This window comes from Lonepinella koalarum (assembly GCF_004565475.1).
Taxonomy (GTDB): domain Bacteria; phylum Pseudomonadota; class Gammaproteobacteria; order Enterobacterales; family Pasteurellaceae; genus Lonepinella; species Lonepinella koalarum.
In genome coordinates this window covers 111,068-127,107 of the sequence record NZ_SRHX01000002.1, presented here as the reverse complement: position 1 = coordinate 127,107, position 16,040 = coordinate 111,068, and the positions used below count along the sequence as shown (strand labels likewise).

General features: G+C 39.8%; 18 protein-coding genes. 13 read left to right on the top strand and 5 right to left on the bottom strand.

All coding sequences use genetic code 11. The annotated features are described in order from the left end of the window. Window positions 1-86: 86 nt before the first annotated feature. The 8 genes from hisB (at window position 87) to hisIE (ending at window position 5,268) form a co-directional block, all read left to right on the top strand. Window positions 87-1,181: a bifunctional histidinol-phosphatase/imidazoleglycerol-phosphate dehydratase HisB gene (hisB, locus tag E0709_RS03305; RefSeq protein ID WP_132301584.1), complete on the top strand. Its 1,095-nt coding sequence runs from the start codon at window positions 87-89 to the stop codon at window positions 1,179-1,181. 75 nt (window positions 1,182-1,256) lie between these two features. Continuing rightward, the gene (locus tag E0709_RS03300) at window positions 1,257-1,508 is read left to right on the top strand and encodes an antitoxin (protein ID WP_132301586.1); all 252 of its coding nucleotides are present in this window, start codon (window positions 1,257-1,259) and stop codon (window positions 1,506-1,508) included. Next, window positions 1,505-1,894 (top strand): type II toxin-antitoxin system VapC family toxin, encoded by a 390-nt coding sequence (locus E0709_RS03295; RefSeq protein ID WP_132301588.1) that lies wholly within the window; start codon window positions 1,505-1,507, stop codon window positions 1,892-1,894. Before E0709_RS03300 ends, E0709_RS03295 begins: the two co-directional genes overlap by 4 nt. A gap of 21 nt (window positions 1,895-1,915) precedes the next feature. Beyond that, window positions 1,916-2,509, top strand: coding sequence for an imidazole glycerol phosphate synthase subunit HisH (hisH, locus tag E0709_RS03290; protein ID WP_132301590.1), 594 nt, complete (start codon window positions 1,916-1,918; stop codon window positions 2,507-2,509). A 106-nt stretch (window positions 2,510-2,615) separates the two neighbouring features. Next, entirely contained in the window at window positions 2,616-3,101 is a 486-nt protein-coding gene (locus E0709_RS03285; protein ID WP_132301592.1) for a LysM peptidoglycan-binding domain-containing protein, read from the top strand. A gap of 21 nt (window positions 3,102-3,122) precedes the next feature. Beyond that, window positions 3,123-3,872, top strand: a complete 750-nt coding sequence (gene hisA, locus E0709_RS03280; protein ID WP_132301594.1) for a 1-(5-phosphoribosyl)-5-[(5-phosphoribosylamino)methylideneamino]imidazole-4-carboxamide isomerase — start codon at window positions 3,123-3,125, stop codon at window positions 3,870-3,872. Next, entirely contained in the window at window positions 3,854-4,627 is a 774-nt protein-coding gene (gene hisF / locus E0709_RS03275) for an imidazole glycerol phosphate synthase subunit HisF (protein WP_132301596.1), read from the top strand. Before hisA ends, hisF begins: the two co-directional genes overlap by 19 nt. Continuing rightward, window positions 4,627-5,268, top strand: a complete 642-nt coding sequence (hisIE, locus tag E0709_RS03270) for a bifunctional phosphoribosyl-AMP cyclohydrolase/phosphoribosyl-ATP diphosphatase HisIE (protein WP_132301598.1) — start codon at window positions 4,627-4,629, stop codon at window positions 5,266-5,268. The genes hisF and hisIE overlap by 1 nt, the downstream gene beginning before the upstream one ends. 96 nt (window positions 5,269-5,364) lie before the next feature. On the opposite strand, the gene rpsT is transcribed toward hisIE, so the two are convergent. After that, the gene (rpsT, locus tag E0709_RS03265; RefSeq protein ID WP_132301600.1) at window positions 5,365-5,628 is read right to left on the bottom strand and encodes a 30S ribosomal protein S20; all 264 of its coding nucleotides are present in this window, start codon (window positions 5,626-5,628) and stop codon (window positions 5,365-5,367) included. Window positions 5,629-5,892: 264 nt separating this feature from the next. On the opposite strand from rpsT, the gene murJ reads away from it, so the two are divergent. Continuing rightward, the gene (gene murJ / locus E0709_RS03260; RefSeq protein WP_132301602.1) at window positions 5,893-7,467 is read left to right on the top strand and encodes a murein biosynthesis integral membrane protein MurJ; all 1,575 of its coding nucleotides are present in this window, start codon (window positions 5,893-5,895) and stop codon (window positions 7,465-7,467) included. 8 nt (window positions 7,468-7,475) lie between these two features. Beyond that, entirely contained in the window at window positions 7,476-8,354 is an 879-nt protein-coding gene (locus E0709_RS03255) for a DMT family transporter (RefSeq protein ID WP_132301604.1), read from the top strand. A 10-nt stretch (window positions 8,355-8,364) separates the two neighbouring features. On the opposite strand, the gene rlmC is transcribed toward E0709_RS03255, so the two are convergent. From rlmC to hinT, 4 genes are all read right to left on the bottom strand, one after another. After that, window positions 8,365-9,525, bottom strand: coding sequence for a 23S rRNA (uracil(747)-C(5))-methyltransferase RlmC (gene rlmC / locus E0709_RS03250; protein ID WP_132301606.1), 1,161 nt, complete (start codon window positions 9,523-9,525; stop codon window positions 8,365-8,367). A gap of 2 nt (window positions 9,526-9,527) precedes the next feature. Then, on the bottom strand, window positions 9,528-10,574 hold the full coding sequence (gene nagZ, locus E0709_RS03245) for a beta-N-acetylhexosaminidase (RefSeq protein ID WP_132301608.1): 1,047 nt from the start codon (window positions 10,572-10,574) through the stop codon (window positions 9,528-9,530). 97 nt (window positions 10,575-10,671) lie between these two features. Further along, the gene (locus E0709_RS03240) at window positions 10,672-11,031 is read right to left on the bottom strand and encodes a YcfL family putative periplasmic lipoprotein (protein WP_132301610.1); all 360 of its coding nucleotides are present in this window, start codon (window positions 11,029-11,031) and stop codon (window positions 10,672-10,674) included. Between the two features lie 9 nt (window positions 11,032-11,040). Next, on the bottom strand, window positions 11,041-11,391 hold the full coding sequence (gene hinT, locus E0709_RS03235) for a purine nucleoside phosphoramidase (protein WP_132301612.1): 351 nt from the start codon (window positions 11,389-11,391) through the stop codon (window positions 11,041-11,043). 257 nt (window positions 11,392-11,648) lie between these two features. On the opposite strand from hinT, the gene focA reads away from it, so the two are divergent. The 3 genes from focA to ribF all read left to right on the top strand — a co-directional run bounded on the left by focA (window position 11,649) and on the right by ribF (window position 15,997). Continuing rightward, window positions 11,649-12,506 carry a formate transporter FocA gene (focA, locus tag E0709_RS03230; RefSeq protein WP_132301847.1) on the top strand — a complete coding sequence of 286 codons (858 nt, stop codon included), beginning with the start codon at window positions 11,649-11,651 and terminating at the stop codon, window positions 12,504-12,506. Window positions 12,507-12,579: 73 nt separating this feature from the next. Further along, window positions 12,580-14,892 carry a formate C-acetyltransferase gene (pflB, locus tag E0709_RS03225; RefSeq protein WP_132301614.1) on the top strand — a complete coding sequence of 771 codons (2,313 nt, stop codon included), beginning with the start codon at window positions 12,580-12,582 and terminating at the stop codon, window positions 14,890-14,892. Between the two features lie 175 nt (window positions 14,893-15,067). After that, a complete protein-coding gene (gene ribF, locus E0709_RS03220; RefSeq protein WP_132301616.1) occupies window positions 15,068-15,997 on the top strand; it encodes a bifunctional riboflavin kinase/FAD synthetase in 930 nt (309 codons plus the stop codon). Window positions 15,998-16,040 lie beyond the last annotated feature (43 nt).

The window sequence follows — 16,040 nt, the reverse complement described above, 5'->3', positions numbered from 1 at the left end:
TGCTGTTACAAATAAAGTCTAAATAAGAAGCGAGTTCCTGATGGGGAACTTGCTTATAAAACAATTTAAGCTCCAAGGAAAAGATGATGACAGCACAACCTACCTTATTTATCGACCGTGACGGTACATTAATAGACGAACCAAAAACCGATTTTCAGATTGATAGTTTGGAAAAATTAAAACTGGAAAAAAATGTTATTCCTGCCTTACTTAAACTGAAAGATCGTTATCGTTTTGTGATGGTGAGTAATCAAGATGGGTTGGGTACGGATTCTTTTCCGCAAGACACTTTTGATAAACCGCATAATGCGATGATGGAAATTTTTCGTTCACAAGGTATTGAATTTGATGACGTGCTGATTTGCCCGCATAAGCCAGAAGATCATTGTGATTGCCGTAAACCGCAAACCAAATTATTAGAAAAATATATTGTCAGACAGCTTTTTGATCCTGCCAGTAGTTTTGTGATTGGCGACCGTGCCACGGATGTACAGTTAGCCGAAAATTTAGGTATTCGAGCTTTGCAATATCACCCTGAAAAGCTCAACTGGGATTTAATTAGCGAAAAATTACTCGGTGAACCTGTAACCAATATCGGTGAACGTCCACCACGCTATGCCGAAGTGGTGCGTAAAACGAAAGAAACCGATATTAACGTACAGGTTTGGTTAGATGAAACTGGGGTGAATCAGATTAAAACAGGCATCGGCTTTTTTGATCACATGTTAGATCAAATTGCAACGCACGGTGGTTTTCGCATGAATGTGTCTTGCCAAGGCGATTTATGGATTGACGAACATCACAGTGTGGAAGACACCGCACTTGCCTTAGGCACGGCGTTAAAACAAGCCATTGGCGACAAGCGTGGTATCGCTCGTTTTGGCTTTGTATTGCCGATGGACGAATGTAAGGCAGAATGTGCCTTGGATTTATCGGGTCGCCCCTTTATTAAATTTAACGCTGAGTTTAAACGAGATAAAGTAGGTGATTTCAGCACCGAACTCACCGAACATTTTTTCCAGTCCATTGCGTTTACTATGCTGGCGACTTTACATTTAAGTGTGCAAGGTGATAATGATCATCATAAAATTGAGAGTTTGTTTAAAGTGTTTGGGCGAACGTTAAGACAGGCGATTCGGATTGAAAGTGATGTGTTGCCGAGTAGTAAAGGGGTGTTGTAGTTCTCATATTAGTTGAATATATCAATATATTTATATATACTTTTAATATATACAAACAAGAATTGGGAGTAAACAATGACAACAGCAAAATTATTTTGGACGGGTAATTCTCAGGCTTTACGCCTACCCAAAGCATTTCGCTTTAATAGTAAAGAAGTGAGCATTCGAAAACAAGGTCAAAAGGTGATCCTTGAGCCGATTGTCAATGATTGGTCGTGGTTAGACGAACTGGCTGAAATGGGTAAACTAGATGAAAGTTTTGTACAGGCGATTGAAGAGGGTCGTTTATCTACCGCACAAGAAAGAGATTGGGGCAGTTTTGAATGAAATATTTGTTAGATACCAATGCCGTTATTGCCATTTTAAATAACAATATGGATTTTATTACTCGCTTGAAACGTTACGCTCCAACTGACTTTGCTTTATCGAGTATTGTTATGTTTGAACTTTATTATGGGGCAGAAAAAAGCCAGCGTAAAACAGAAAATTTAGCTAAATTGGATAAATTACCGTTTACTATTTTGCCCTTTGAATTAGAGGATGCCAAACAAGCTGGTAAAATTAGAGCAGAATTAACGAAACAAGGGACACCTATTGGTACTTATGATATACAGATTGCAGGACAAGCAATTAATCGTCATTTAATCTTGATTACCCATAATACTAAAGAATTTGCACGTGTAAATAAATTACGCGTTGAAGATTGGCAATAACTTACAGTTGAACTATAAATTATGAAAAATATTATTATCATCGACACTGGCTGTGCCAACCTGTCATCCGTCAAATTTGCTTTTGACCGTTTGGGTTACACTGCCGAGATCTCCCGAGATCTGAATAAAATCCAATCCGCCAATAAACTGATTTTACCCGGTGTTGGCACCGCTATTGCTGCAATGCAAAATTTAGAACAACGCCAACTTATCGCAACTATTCAAAACGCTACCCAACCGATGTTAGGCATTTGCTTAGGCATGCAGTTAATGACGGAATATTCCGCCGAAGGCAATGTATCAACCTTAAATCTCATGACAGGGCATACGGAATTAATTCCTAATACGGGTTTGCCGTTGCCACATACGGGTTGGAATAAGGTGCATTATGCCGACAATCATCCGTTATTCGTCAATATTGAGCAAGATAGCCATTTTTATTTTGTGCATAGTTATGCGGTATTGCCGAATGAAAATACCATTGCAACCAGTCAATATGGGGTAAAATTCTCGGCTGCTATTGCGAGTAAAAATTTTTATGGCGTACAATTTCATCCTGAACGTTCAGGTAAAAACGGTGCACAATTATTGCAAAATTTTGTGGAAAATATCTAATCATTCGTCAGGGTAACTTATTACACTCATGACAAATCTATGCTAGGCTTAGCATAACCTTTTTAAAGGTAAATTATTTTATATTTTGTCTAAATAGGATTATCAAATGAAAAAATCACTTTTTGTATTGCCTTTAGTCGCTTTTGCATTAGTCGGTTGTACTAATAGTTCAACTACAGACGCCACTTCAAGTTATGAAGTGGTTGATGTGAGTGAGCCTTATGCAAATGTCCAACCAACCGAAATGCCAAACACCATGGAACAGCCAGATGGTCAATATCAACAACCGACCTATAGCCAACCGGCTTATAACCAAACGACTTATAACCAACAAACCAGTTCCAGCTATAATACAAGCGGAAATGCTGAACAAGTCGGTAATTGTACGGTGGTGCGTGATGGCACAAATACGCCTGTATATAGCCAAATTCAAAAAGGCTGCTATACAGGCTCAACTTATACCGTGGGTAAATACGATACCCTTTATTTAATCAGCTATTTAAGCGGTAAAAGTATTAATGAAATTGCTGACTTGAATGGTATTTCATCAATGGCAAAATTGAGTGTCGGTTCCACTTTACGTTTACGTTAAAAAATACTTTAGGAAAACCCAATGAAGAAATCTATTATTATCCCAGCGCTTGACCTAATTGATAGTCAAGTGGTGCGATTACATCAGGGTGATTACGCCAAACAAACTACATATAGTGATAATCCGGTTGAGCAGTTTGCCAGCTATCTCGCACAAGGGGCGGAACAGTTGCATCTGGTGGATTTAACTGGCGCAAAAGATCCTGCCAAACGCCAAACCAAGCTAATTGGTAACATCATAGAAACCACGCAATGTAAAATTCAAGTGGGTGGCGGTATTCGCAGCGAACAAGATGTAGCAGATTTATTAGCCGTCGGGGCAAATCGTGTGGTGATCGGTTCAACTGCAGTGAAAAATCCAGACCTTGTGAAAGGTTGGTTTGAAAAATATGGTGCGGAAAAGTTTGTCTTGGCGTTAGATGTCAACATTGATGAAAAAGGCAATAAAATCATTGCCATCAGTGGTTGGCAAGAAGCCAGTGGGGTGTTGCTTGAAACATTAATTGAAGATTATCAATCCGTGGGTTTACAACATGTTTTATGTACCGATATTTCCAGAGATGGCACCTTAGCGGGTTCCAATGTGGATTTATATCGTGAAATTTGTGCCAAATACCCCACAATCCATTTTCAATCTTCTGGCGGTATTGGTTCATTGGCGGATATTCAAGCATTAAAAGGGACTGGCGTAGCGGGTGTGATTGTTGGACGTGCCTTATTAGAGGGCAAATTTAATGTAGCTGAGGCGATCGAATGTTGGCAAAACGGATAATTCCTTGTTTGGATGTAAAAGATGGTCAAGTGGTGAAAGGCGTACAATTTCGTAACCATGAAACCATCGGTGATATTGTGCCACTGGCGAAACGTTATGCCGAAGAAGGGGCGGACGAATTGGTATTTTATGATATTACCGCATCATCAGACGGTCGCACCGTGGATAAAAGTTGGGTGGAACGTGTTGCCAAAGTGATTGATATTCCCTTTTGCGTGGCAGGTGGCATTAAAACCATTGCCGATGCAGAACAGCTTTTCGCCTTTGGGGCAGATAAAATTTCAATTAATTCGCCTGCGTTGGAAAATCCCGAATTAATCACCGCACTTTCTCAACGCTTTGGTGTGCAAGCCATTGTGGTGGGCATTGACAGTTGGTTTGAACAGGAAACGGGGAAATATTGGGTTAATCAATATACGGGCGATGAACATCGTACTCGCCAAACTAACTGGCAATTATTGGACTGGGTCGCTGAAGTGCAACAACGTGGTGCAGGCGAAATCGTGTTGAATATGATGAATCAAGACGGCGTGCGTAACGGCTATGATTTGGTGCAGTTAAAAAAAGTGCGTGAGATTTGTCATGTGCCATTAATCGCATCAGGCGGTGCAGGCGAAATGGTGCATTTTCGTGATGCCTTTGTGGAAGCCAATGTAGATGGAGCTTTAGCGGCAAGTGTGTTTCATAAACGGATTATTGATATTGGGGAATTGAAAGAGTACTTACAACAAGAAAAAGTGGAAGTGAGAAAATAATGATTAATATACAAACCATCAACTGGCAAAAAGTTGATAACCTGCTCCCTGTTATCGTACAAAACGCCCAAACTTGCGAAGTATTAATGCTGGGCTATATGGATGCAGAAGCATTAAATAAAACGCTGGTTGAAAAGAAAGTGACGTTTTATTCCCGCACCAAACAACGGCTATGGACAAAGGGTGAAACTTCGGGGCATTTTTTGAACGTGGTGGATATGGCGTTGGATTGTGATAATGATACGTTGTTAATTTTAGTTAATCCTATTGGACCCACTTGCCATAAAGGGACAGAAAGTTGTTTTAGTGAATTGCAAACGTTGCCCGATTGGGTATTTTTCAGCAAATTAGAAAACCTGATTAAATCACGCAAAAATGCCGATCCTGACAGTTCTTATACTGCTAAACTATATGCTAAAGGGACAAAGAAGATTGCTCAGAAAGTCGGTGAAGAAGGGGTGGAAACTGCCTTAGCGGCAATGGCGAAAGATCCTGATGAAGTGGTGTCTGAAACAGCAGATCTGCTTTATCATTTAACGGTGTTATTGCAAGATGCCAACTTAAATTGGACGGATGTGATGGATAAATTAAAACAACGCCACGCAGGAATTGGTTTACACCCTGAGGGTTCAAATAAGTAGTACATTATTCGCAACTATTTCACCGATTATAAACAACAAAACCGCACTTTTTAAACAAAAGTGCGGTTTATTTTTTATTAATTTTTAAATTAACAATTACGCTAATTTTTTAATTTGAGCGCTCAATTTAGATTTGTGGTTAGCTGCTTTGTTAGCGTGAATTAAGCCTTTAGATGCCATACGATCCACGACTTTTTGCATCTCAACGAAAGCGGCTTCTGAAGCTGCTTTATCGCCAGTTGCGACTGCTGCATAAGTTTTTTTGATGTAAGTACGCATCATTGAGCGTTGACTTGCATTGTGTTGACGGCGTTTTTCAGATTGAACCGCACGTTTTTTTGCTGACTTGATATTAGCCAAGGTCAAACTCCTAAGAATTTCTGTTAATTAATCAATATTGCTCTTTCATTCAACATTAGAATGAGCTGTCTGTAAATTTGTTGTTTTCGGTGAGACACAACCGAATCTTGCCACCGTTTTTCGGTTGCTATAAGCCGTTAAGCAACGCTTTAAACAATGTAGGGCGAGATTTTATCAGTTTTTTTTGTTTTAATATAGCATTAAAATGAAATTTCTATAAAATTAAGCTAATTTTTTCCGATTTCCAGATTGAGAACAAGCATTTTGAGTAAACGACTTTTAAAATCAGGCATTATCGTCAGCAGCATGACATTACTTTCACGGGTACTCGGTTTAGTGCGAGATGTAGTGATTGCGAATATTATTGGGGCTGGAGCTGCTGCTGACGTGTTTTTATTTGCTAACCGTATTCCGAATTTTTTACGCCGTTTATTCGCAGAAGGGGCTTTTTCGCAAGCCTTTGTGCCAGTTTTAGCGGAATATCAAAAATCAGGCGACATCAGTAAAACTCGGGAATTTATCGCCAAAGTATCGGGTACTTTAGGCGGTTTAGTGACGATTGTCACGGCGTTAGCCATGGTAGGCTCCCCTGTTGTAGCGGCAATTTTCGGGACAGGTTGGTTTGTGGATTGGCTTAACGATGGACCCAATGCGGAAAAATTTAACCAAGCGTCATTGTTGCTCAAAATCACCTTTCCTTATTTGTGGTTTATTACGTTTGTCGCCTTATCTGGGGCGATTTTAAACACCATTGGCAAATTCGGCGTGATGTCTTTTTCGCCAGTATTACTGAATATTGCCATGATTTGTACCGCACTTTTATTAGCGCCACATTTAGATAGCCCCGATCTTGCTTTGGCAATCGGTATTTTTATCGGTGGCTTGCTACAATTTCTGTTTCAACTTCCCTTTTTACGCCAAGCTGGCTTATTAGTTAAACCCAAATGGGCGTGGCATGATATAGGCGTGAAAAAAATCCGTACCCTGATGATTCCCGCTTTATTCGGCGTTTCCGTCAGTCAAATTAATTTATTACTTGATACCTTTATTGCCAGTTTTTTAATGACCGGATCGATTAGCTGGCTGTATTATTCCGACCGTTTACTGGAATTTCCGCTTGGTTTATTTGGCATTGCAATTTCCACCGTGATTTTGCCAACATTAGCTCGTCATCATGTGAATCGTAGTGATGATACACAAAAAAGTGCGGTGGATTTTCGGCAAACTATGGACTGGGGCGTTCGCATGATTTTATTACTTGGCGTGCCAGCTATGATCGGTATTGCGGTATTAGCTGAACCCATGTTACTCACTTTATTTATGCGGGGACAATTTTTACTCCATGACGTACAAGCCGCTGCCCTTTCCCTTTGGGGGTTTAATGCAGGTTTATTAAGTTTTATGCTAATCAAAATTCTGGCCAACGGTTACTACGCCAGACAAGACACCAAAACACCCGTGAAAATTGGGATTATTGCCATGGTCAGCAATATGGGCTTTAACCTATTAGCCATTCCGTTTAGTTATGTGGGTTTAGCCATTGCTTCCGCCATGTCCGCTACGCTCAATGCTTATTTGCTCTATCGTGGTTTAGCCCAAGCAGATATTTATCATTTTTCGAAAAAAAGTGCGGTATTTTTTAGCAAAGTTTTGCTTTCTGCCCTAATAATGGGTACATTGGTATGGTATTTTAGTCCTGATTTAATCACGTGGAATGCAATGCATTTATTAACGCGAATACATTGGTTAGCTTGGCTAATATCTCTTGCCGCAATGAGCTATTTTGTTATGTTAATCTTACTCGGTATCCGCAAACAGGATTTATTAGCCAAAAACTAAGGATAACCATGATTTATCTCTTATTAGCTGCCCTCATTTGGGGAAGTTCATTTATTGCAGGAAAGTACAGTTATGCTATGTTTGACCCTGCTATTACCGTACAATTACGTTTAGCCATTGCAGCAATCTTCTCTGTACCAAGTTTCTTGCCAGCTTATCGCAAAATTCCTACACGTTTAGTCAAAAAAATGTGGTTGATTGCGTGGTTGGTATTCCCTGCGGTGTTTATGCTACAGTTTATCGGCTTATCATTCACCTCTGCCGCCAGTGCTGTGACGATGTTAGGGGCAGAACCTTTAATTACCGTGCTAGTCGGTGTGTTATTCTTCAAACAACGGCTTAAATTAATCGACATTCTGTTTGGTATCGTTGCCTTTATCGGAGTCGCCTTAGTGGTATTAGGTTCTGAAGAACAGGGTGATGTCAGCTTATTAGGTTGCTTAATGGTACTATCCGGAGGTTTCATTTTTGCTTTTTGTTTATATATGAGCAAAGATGTCATGAAAGAACTTAAGCCGGTTGAATTTACTAATATTTTAATTGTATTAGGTACCGTGACTTGTGTTCCGATGACCTTATTATTTACCCAAAATTGGCAGATTAATCCAAGCAGTGAAGGTATTTGGGGTATTCTCTATTTATCCGTGGGTTGCACGTGGTTAGCCTATATTTTATGGAACAAAGGTTTACAAGATGTCAGTGCCAATATTTCTGCTATTTTCAGTGCGTTAGAACCTGTGTTTGGTGTTTTTCTCGCTTTGTTGATTTTAGGCGAACAGCTTTCTTTGGTCACGGCAATCGGTGTAGCTTTGGTTATTTTCTCCGCCATGGGATCGACGTTATTACCGATTTGGTTTAGAAAATGGACACGTCCGAAGTTGAACTAATGAAGTTGAACTAATTTTGTCTGATTAACAACCCCAACACTTCATAATGACTAGTATGGGGAAACATATCAAACAGTTGGATTTTGCGAAGTTGATAATGGCTTAATTCGGCTAAATCTTTTCCCATGCTCACCGCATTACAGCTAGAATAAAGCATAAACGGGGGGCACATTTGATTGAGAAATTGGGCTAACACCTTGCCTATGCCCCGTCTTGGGGGATTGACGATCACTAAATCAGGTTTAGCTTGTTGATCCTTTAGGGCAAAATTAGCCGCATCTAGGGATTGAAAATTAACATTTTTTAGACCGCACTTTTCCGCCGATTTTTTAGCGGCTTGAATAGCGGATGGTGAAATTTCAATGCCCGTTAATTTGACATCAGGATTTTTTTCGCTGAGTGCTTTCGCACAATGTAAACCAAATCCTCCCACGCCACAAAATAAATCCCATAGCGAATCAATGGGGAGATCTTTTATCCACTGTTGAGCCGTCGCATAGAGACTTTCTGCCACGGTTGGATTGGTTTGGAAAAAACCTTGTGGGCGAATAAACAGAGGAATTTGGTTGAATTGTTCTTCTAACACTTGCTGTTTAGTCAAAAAGATTTCTTTTTCTCCCTCTAGAATGGCAGCATGTTGTGGTTGGATATTCACGGTAATCACGGTTAATTGCGGTAATTTTGCTTGTAACTTCGCTAATTCTCGTTGGATTAATGGAATTTTGTTTTCGGAGCGTAGTACAAAACGTAACATCAGTTCGTGGTTGTAACGGCTTTCGGTCAGCAAAATAAATTTGAGTTCACCCTTTTGTTTTGCCACATTATAGGGGACTAAACCTGCTCGACCGATAAAGTCTTTGAGAACAAGAAAAACCTCTGCAAAATGTCGCGGATAAAGCTCGCAATCGGTTAAATCTACTGCTTGATTTTGTTCGTTGACAATACCTAAAATCGGGCGTTCCACTGCCCCAGACACCACCATTTTGGCTTTATTGCGAAAAGCTGTCAACGGTGAGCGAAAAGGTTCAAACCAAGCGAGTTGCGACAGATCTAATTTAGCCAGCTGTTGTTTTAAATGCGTTTCTTTCTGTTGTAACTGTAACGGATAGTCTGTTTCAATCCATTGGCAAGATTGGCATTGCTGAGATTGGTAATGATCGCAATATATCATGGTTATGCTTTACATTCTAACCATTGCTGTTGAAGTGTAGTCAATGCTTTGTGATTTTTTAACCAACGTTCTGTTTTAGTCAGTTCATTCCAACGAAAAGATTTTTGCTTAAATAGTGAACGTAAACGTCGTTGACGTTGCTCAAGGTGCGGTGCATTTTCTGGCAATTTTAGGTTATCCAACACTTGTACCACGCCATCAGGTTCGTTGCATAACAATAATAAATCACACCCTGCTTGTAAGGCTTTTTCGCAGCGTTGGACAAAATTCCCCATAAATCCAGCCCCTTTCATGCCAAGATCATCGGAGAAAATTGCTCCATTAAAGCCAAATTCTTGGCGAAGAATGGTTTGTAACCAGTAGCTTGACCCACTCGCTGGTTGGTCATCACATTGGCTATAAATCACATGAGCAGGCATAATCGCATTAAGCAAATTGTTGGCAATCAACTGTTGAAAAGGCTGAATATCTTGCTCAAAAATCACCGCACTTGGACGTTTATCATAAGGGGTTTCTAAATGACTATCGGCGATGACATGACCATGTCCGGGGAAATGTTTGCCTGTAGTTGCCATGCCGGCTTGCTTCATACCTGTAATAAAAGCGGTAGCTAAACGAATAACTGGCTCAATATCAGCGTGAAAACTACGATCGCCGATAGCTTTACATTGATGTCCCAAATCCAACACCGGCGCAAAACTTAAATCAATATCCAGTGCCGTCATTTCTGCTGCCATTTGCCAACCGCTTTCTAAAGCCAGATGTTGTTGCGTTTGCTGATCGAAACCGATTTCCGCAAAAGACTGCATGGCTGGCAGCTGGGTAAAACCATCTCGGAAACGCTGTACCCGACCGCCCTCTTGATCCACGGTGACTAATAATGGCTTTTTCACACGTTGCCGAACCTCTTTAATCAGGGCTTGAATTTGTTCACGGTCGTAAAAATTGCGACTGAATAAAATTAAGCCTGCAACTAGAGGATGTGCTAGTTTTTCGATTTCTTCTTGCTCAAGTTGTTGACCTTTGAGATCGATTAATAGGGTTGACATAATTTGCCTTGTTCGTATGTGTAGGGGCGTATTGCATACGCCCTTAGTATTAACCTTTGAGTGTGACAGGGCGTATGCAATACGCCTCTACGATAGTTTATTGTTTCAACTGCAAATACAACCGATAATTCACACTTTCAGGCGTTGGCTTGCTCAAATTAATGGCTTGCTTTTGTTCAGGTGCAAGCCATAAATTCGCACGATATTGTTCTTGTTGTAAGCTCACAGGTTGTGTCACGCCATTTTTATCATACCAAAATACGTCATACTGTAGGTTAATATTCTGATTTGATTTATTTTTTACCCATGCGGATTGAGCCGTTGCATTAGCATCAATCAATGGGTTAAGTTCTGCCGTAATATTTAAAATCGGGGCATGCGTATAAACTAATGATGGCTGGCTTGAACCACAGGCGACTAAAAAAAGTGCGGTGCAAACTAACAAAATTTTTTTCATTCACGCGTCCTATTTTGCCAACATTCTACCGAGCGGTTCACCGCCTACCAAGTGCATATGAAGATGAAAAACTTCTTGTCCGCCATGCTTATTGCAATTTACAATTAAACGATAGCCGTCTTCCGCAATGCCTTCTTGTTGCGCAATTTTGGCAGCCACAGTGAATAGACGACCGAGTATTTGTTCATCTTCGGCAGTGACATCATTGACGGTAGGAATCAGTTTATTGGGAATAATTAAAATATGGGTTTTCGCTTGCGGAGCAATATCACGGAAAGCAGTAACGAGTTCATCTTGATAAACAATATCTGCTGGAATTTCTTTGCGAATAATTTTGCTGAAAATGGTTTCTTGTGGCATGGTGCTGTCCTTTTAAAATTTGAAGAAATATCACCGCACTTTTTAGCAGAAAATGGCAAAAATTGCAATTTTTAAAGGTGTTTGTTAAAACCTTGTTACAACCCTATTATGCTTTTTGATCTAAAACAAGTTTTCTTCTGACTTTGATTAAATTTCTTTGCTTTTGAATGGGATTTATCCGTATAATTAACAAAATTTATAAATTTTCAAAAAATGTTTAGATTTTTGAATCTCCTAGTAATATAAATAAAAATATGATGAAATCTGAAGAAAATATCTCAACCGTGATGGCAAGCCCAACTCAAATGGCTCAAATAGGCGAAGATGCCGGAGCATATAAAGCCAGTAAAAATCAATTCTATTCTTTCTTATCTGCTATTTCTGCAGGTGCATTCATTGCACTGGCATTCGTTTTTTATACCACCACACAAACTGGCAATGTCGGCACATCTTGGGGCTTAACCAAATTAGTCGGTGGTCTGGTATTCTCTGTCGGCGTTATTATGGTAGTGGTATGTGGTTCTGAATTATTTACATCATCTACCATGACTATGGTCGCTCGAGTCGGTGGCAGAATTAATACCTTACAAATGCTACGTAACTGGATTGTAGTCTATTGTGGTAATTTTGTGGGGGCAATTTTTATTGTTTGCTTGATTTGGTTTGGCGGTCAATTAATGGCGGCGAACGGTCAATGGGGCTTAACCATTTTACAAACCGCCCAACATAAAATTCATCATACTTGGAGTGAGGCTTTCTGCTTAGGTATCTTGTGTAACATTATGGTGTGTATTGCCATTTGGATGGCGTATGCCGGAAAAACCTTGACCGATAAAGCCTTTATTATGATTTTACCGATCGGTTTATTTGTCGCATCAGGTTTCGAACATAGTGTCGCGAATATGTTTATGATTCCAATGGGTATTTTAACAGCACATTATACTTCGCCTGAATTTTGGCAAATGATTAACATTGATCCGGCACTATTTGCCGATTTAGATGTCTATCATTTTATAGTGAAAAATTTAATTCCTGTTACCTTAGGTAACATTGTGGGTGGTGGTGTTTGTATTGCATTGATGCAGTGGTTTACTAATCGACCGCATGCACATTAGGTTAGTCGTAAAAACAAGTTAACTTGTTTTTATATCGTGAAAAGTTTATTTATTAAAGAGGGAAATTATCCAAATGACTCAATTAACAGAAAATCAACAAAAAGCGTGGCAAGGTTTTGCCGCAGGTGACTGGCAAACTGAAGTAAATGTACGTGATTTTATCCAAAAAAACTATACGCCATATGAAGGTGACGAATCTTTCTTAGCTGAAGTTACCCCAGCAACAGCTACCCTATGGGCAGATGTGATGGAAAAAATCAAAGTGGAAAATGCCACTCACGAACCGTATGACATTGATTGTGACACCCCGTCAACCATCACTTCTCACAAACCCGGTTACATTGACCAAAAATTAGAGAAAATCGTCGGTTTACAAACCGATGCTCCATTAAAACGGGCGATTATCCCTTACGGTGGGATTAAAATGGTAAAAGGTTCATGCCAAGTTTACCGTCGTGAATTAAAACCAGAAGTAGAACATATTTTTACTGAATATCGTAAAACCCATAACCAAGGGGTATTTGATGTTTATACACCGGATATTTTACGTTGCCGTAAATCAGGTGTTATCACTGGTCTTCCAGATGCTTATGGACGTGGTCGTATTATCGGTGACTATCGTCGTGTTGCCTTATATGGTATTGATTTCTTAATGAAAGATAAATTTAAACAATTTACTTCATTGCAACCACGTTTAGAAGCCGGCGAAGACATTCAAGCCACCATTCAATTACGTGAAGAAATTGCAGAACAACACCGTGCTTTAGGTAAAATCAAAGAAATGGCAGCAAGCTATGGTTTTGATATTTCAAACCCAGCGACTAATGCTCAAGAAGCGGTGCAATGGACTTATTTCGGCTATTTGGCTGCAGTGAAATCCCAAAACGGTGCAGCAATGTCATTCGGTCGTGTGTCTTCATTCTTAGATATTTATATTGAACGTGATTTACAAGCCGGTAAAATTACGGAACAAGAAGCACAAGAACTCATTGACCACTTAGTGATGAAATTGCGTATGGTGCGTTTCTTACGTACTCCTGAATATGATCAATTATTCTCAGGCGACCCAATGTGGGCGACAGAAACCTTAGCGGGTATGGGTTTAGACGGTCGTACTTTAGTGACTAAAAACAGTTTCCGTATGTTACATACCCTTTACACCATGGGTCCATCACCAGAACCAAACTTAACCATTCTTTGGTCTGAACAATTACCTGAAGGCTTCAAACGTTATTGTGCCAAAGTATCTATTGATACTTCATCTGTACAGTACGAAAACGACGATTTGATGCGTCCTGACTTCAATAATGATGACTACGCTATTGCTTGCTGTGTAAGCCCAATGGTGGTGGGTAAACAAATGCAATTCTTCGGCGCTCGTGCAAACTTGGCGAAAACCATGCTTTATGCGATCAACGGCGGTATTGATGAAAAATCAGGTATGCAAGTGGGTCCTAAAACTGCACCAATTACCTCTGAATACTTAGAATTCAATGAAGTAATGGATCGTATGGATCACTTTATGGATTGGTTAGCCACTCAATATGTGACTGCGTTAAATATCATTCACTTTATGCACGACAAATATGCTTATGAAGCCTCATTAATGGCATTACATGATCGTGATGTCTATCGTACCATGGCTTGTGGTATTGCGGGACTTTCTGTGGCAGCGGACTCATTATCTGCGATTAAATATGCCAAAGTAAAACCAATTCGTGGTGATATTAAAGATAAAGACGGTAACGTGGTAGCAAGCAATGTGGCTATCGACTTTGAAATTGAAGGTGAATACCCACAATTTGGTAACAACGACAGCCGTGTAGATGATTTAGCCGTAGATTTAGTTGAACGTTTTATGAAAAAAATCCAAACCCATAAAACATACCGCAATGCGGTACCAACACAATCTGTGTTAACCATTACCTCTAACGTAGTTTATGGTAAGAAAACCGGTAACACCCCAGACGGTCGTCGTTCAGGTGCACCATTTGGACCGGGTGCAAACCCAATGCACGGTCGTGACCAAAAAGGTGCGGTAGCCTCATTAACTTCGGTTGCCAAACTTCCATTTGCTTATGCGAAAGACGGTATTTCCTATACATTCTCTATCGTGCCAAATGCGTTAGGTAAAGACGATGATGCTCGAAAACGTAACCTTGCTGGTTTAATGGATGGTTATTTCCACCACGAAGCCACTGTAGAAGGTGGTCAACACTTAAATGTGAACGTATTAAATCGTGAAACATTATTAGATGCCATTGACCACCCTGAAAAATATCCACAATTAACCATTCGTGTTTCTGGATATGCGGTACGTTTCAATTCATTGACCCGTGAACAACAACAAGATGTGATTACACGTACCTTTACTGCTTCAATGTAATGATGAGATGCCCTGCACTTGCGTACAGGGCTATTACAGTAACGATGCTCCGCATCTGATTAATAAGCTACGGAGTAGCAACTACATGCTTAGCCTAGTACGTCAGTGCTAGGCTTTTTTCTTATTTATGCGTATAATACGCCAATTCATTTTTAACTAATAAATCAACGTAACTATGCAATTGATCCGCAACCTAACGCATTTTCCAGCCAATTTTCCATCATGTGCGTTAACCATCGGCAATTTTGACGGCATTCATTTAGGGCATCAAAAAATCTTAACGCATCTAAAAGAAAAGGCTCGAGTATTAAATTTACCCACAGTCGTGATGATTTTCGAGCCACAACCTCGGGAATATTTTCAAGGGGAAAACGCACCCGCAAGATTAATGCGATTGCGAGATAAGTTACATTATTTTCAACAAGCTGGCATAGATTATGTGATCTGCACCAAATTTGACCGTACTTTTGCACAACAAACCGCACAAAATTTCATTAGTGAGTTATTAGTCAATAAATTAAATGTTAAATTTCTCAGTATCGGTGATGATTTCCACTTCGGACAAGCCAGACAAGGCAATTTTGCTTTACTCCAGCAAGCAAGCCCAAAATATGGATTTGAAGTAGAAAATAACCGCACTTTTTGCTTTAATACATTACGAATTAGCAGTTCTGCCATTAGACAAGCTTTAGCAGAAGATCGACTAGCGGATGCAGAAAAATTGCTCGGCAGACCTTATTGTATCTGGGGAAAAGTGATCCATGGTCAAAAACTCGGACGTACCCTAGGTTTTCCTACGGCAAATATTCACTTACATCGCCAAGTCAATCCCATTAAAGGGGTATATGCGGTGCAAGTAAAATTAAATGGTAATCAAATTGTGCAAGGTATTGCGAATATCGGGCAACGTCCAACTGTGCAAGGTACGATACAATTATTAGAAGTTCATCTATTTGATTTTAATCAGAATCTATATGGAAAAAATATCCAAATTGAATTTTGCTATAAACTACGCAACGAAATAAAATTCGCCACCCTTGATGCTTTAAAACAACAAATTAAGCTAGACGAAGATATTGCCAGAGCTTATTTTAATTCCAAATAACCACATTAACAAAAGTGCGATAAAAAACAAAATTTTTAACCGC

What these genes read in the sequence shown, in the direction of transcription:
- hisH (WP_132301590.1), top strand. Translation starts at nt 1,916, where the DNA reads ATGAAAAATATTATTATCATCGACACTGGCTGTGCCAACCTGTCATCC.
- hinT (WP_132301612.1), bottom strand. Translation starts at nt 11,391, where the DNA reads ATGCCACAAGAAACCATTTTCAGCAAAATTATTCGCAAAGAAATTCCA.
- hisA (WP_132301594.1), top strand. Translation starts at nt 3,123, where the DNA reads ATGAAGAAATCTATTATTATCCCAGCGCTTGACCTAATTGATAGTCAA.
- nagZ (WP_132301608.1), bottom strand. Translation starts at nt 10,574, where the DNA reads ATGTCAACCCTATTAATCGATCTCAAAGGTCAACAACTTGAGCAAGAA.
- pflB (WP_132301614.1), top strand. Translation starts at nt 12,580, where the DNA reads ATGACTCAATTAACAGAAAATCAACAAAAAGCGTGGCAAGGTTTTGCC.
- rlmC (WP_132301606.1), bottom strand. Translation starts at nt 9,525, where the DNA reads ATGATATATTGCGATCATTACCAATCTCAGCAATGCCAATCTTGCCAA.
- hisF (WP_132301596.1), top strand. Translation starts at nt 3,854, where the DNA reads ATGTTGGCAAAACGGATAATTCCTTGTTTGGATGTAAAAGATGGTCAA.
- hisB (WP_132301584.1), top strand. Translation starts at nt 87, where the DNA reads ATGACAGCACAACCTACCTTATTTATCGACCGTGACGGTACATTAATA.
- focA (WP_132301847.1), top strand. Translation starts at nt 11,649, where the DNA reads ATGAAATCTGAAGAAAATATCTCAACCGTGATGGCAAGCCCAACTCAA.
- E0709_RS03240 (WP_132301610.1), bottom strand. Translation starts at nt 11,031, where the DNA reads ATGAAAAAAATTTTGTTAGTTTGCACCGCACTTTTTTTAGTCGCCTGT.
- E0709_RS03285 (WP_132301592.1), top strand. Translation starts at nt 2,616, where the DNA reads ATGAAAAAATCACTTTTTGTATTGCCTTTAGTCGCTTTTGCATTAGTC.
- ribF (WP_132301616.1), top strand. Translation starts at nt 15,068, where the DNA reads ATGCAATTGATCCGCAACCTAACGCATTTTCCAGCCAATTTTCCATCA.
- E0709_RS03255 (WP_132301604.1), top strand. Translation starts at nt 7,476, where the DNA reads ATGATTTATCTCTTATTAGCTGCCCTCATTTGGGGAAGTTCATTTATT.
- E0709_RS03300 (WP_132301586.1), top strand. Translation starts at nt 1,257, where the DNA reads ATGACAACAGCAAAATTATTTTGGACGGGTAATTCTCAGGCTTTACGC.
- hisIE (WP_132301598.1), top strand. Translation starts at nt 4,627, where the DNA reads ATGATTAATATACAAACCATCAACTGGCAAAAAGTTGATAACCTGCTC.
- E0709_RS03295 (WP_132301588.1), top strand. Translation starts at nt 1,505, where the DNA reads ATGAAATATTTGTTAGATACCAATGCCGTTATTGCCATTTTAAATAAC.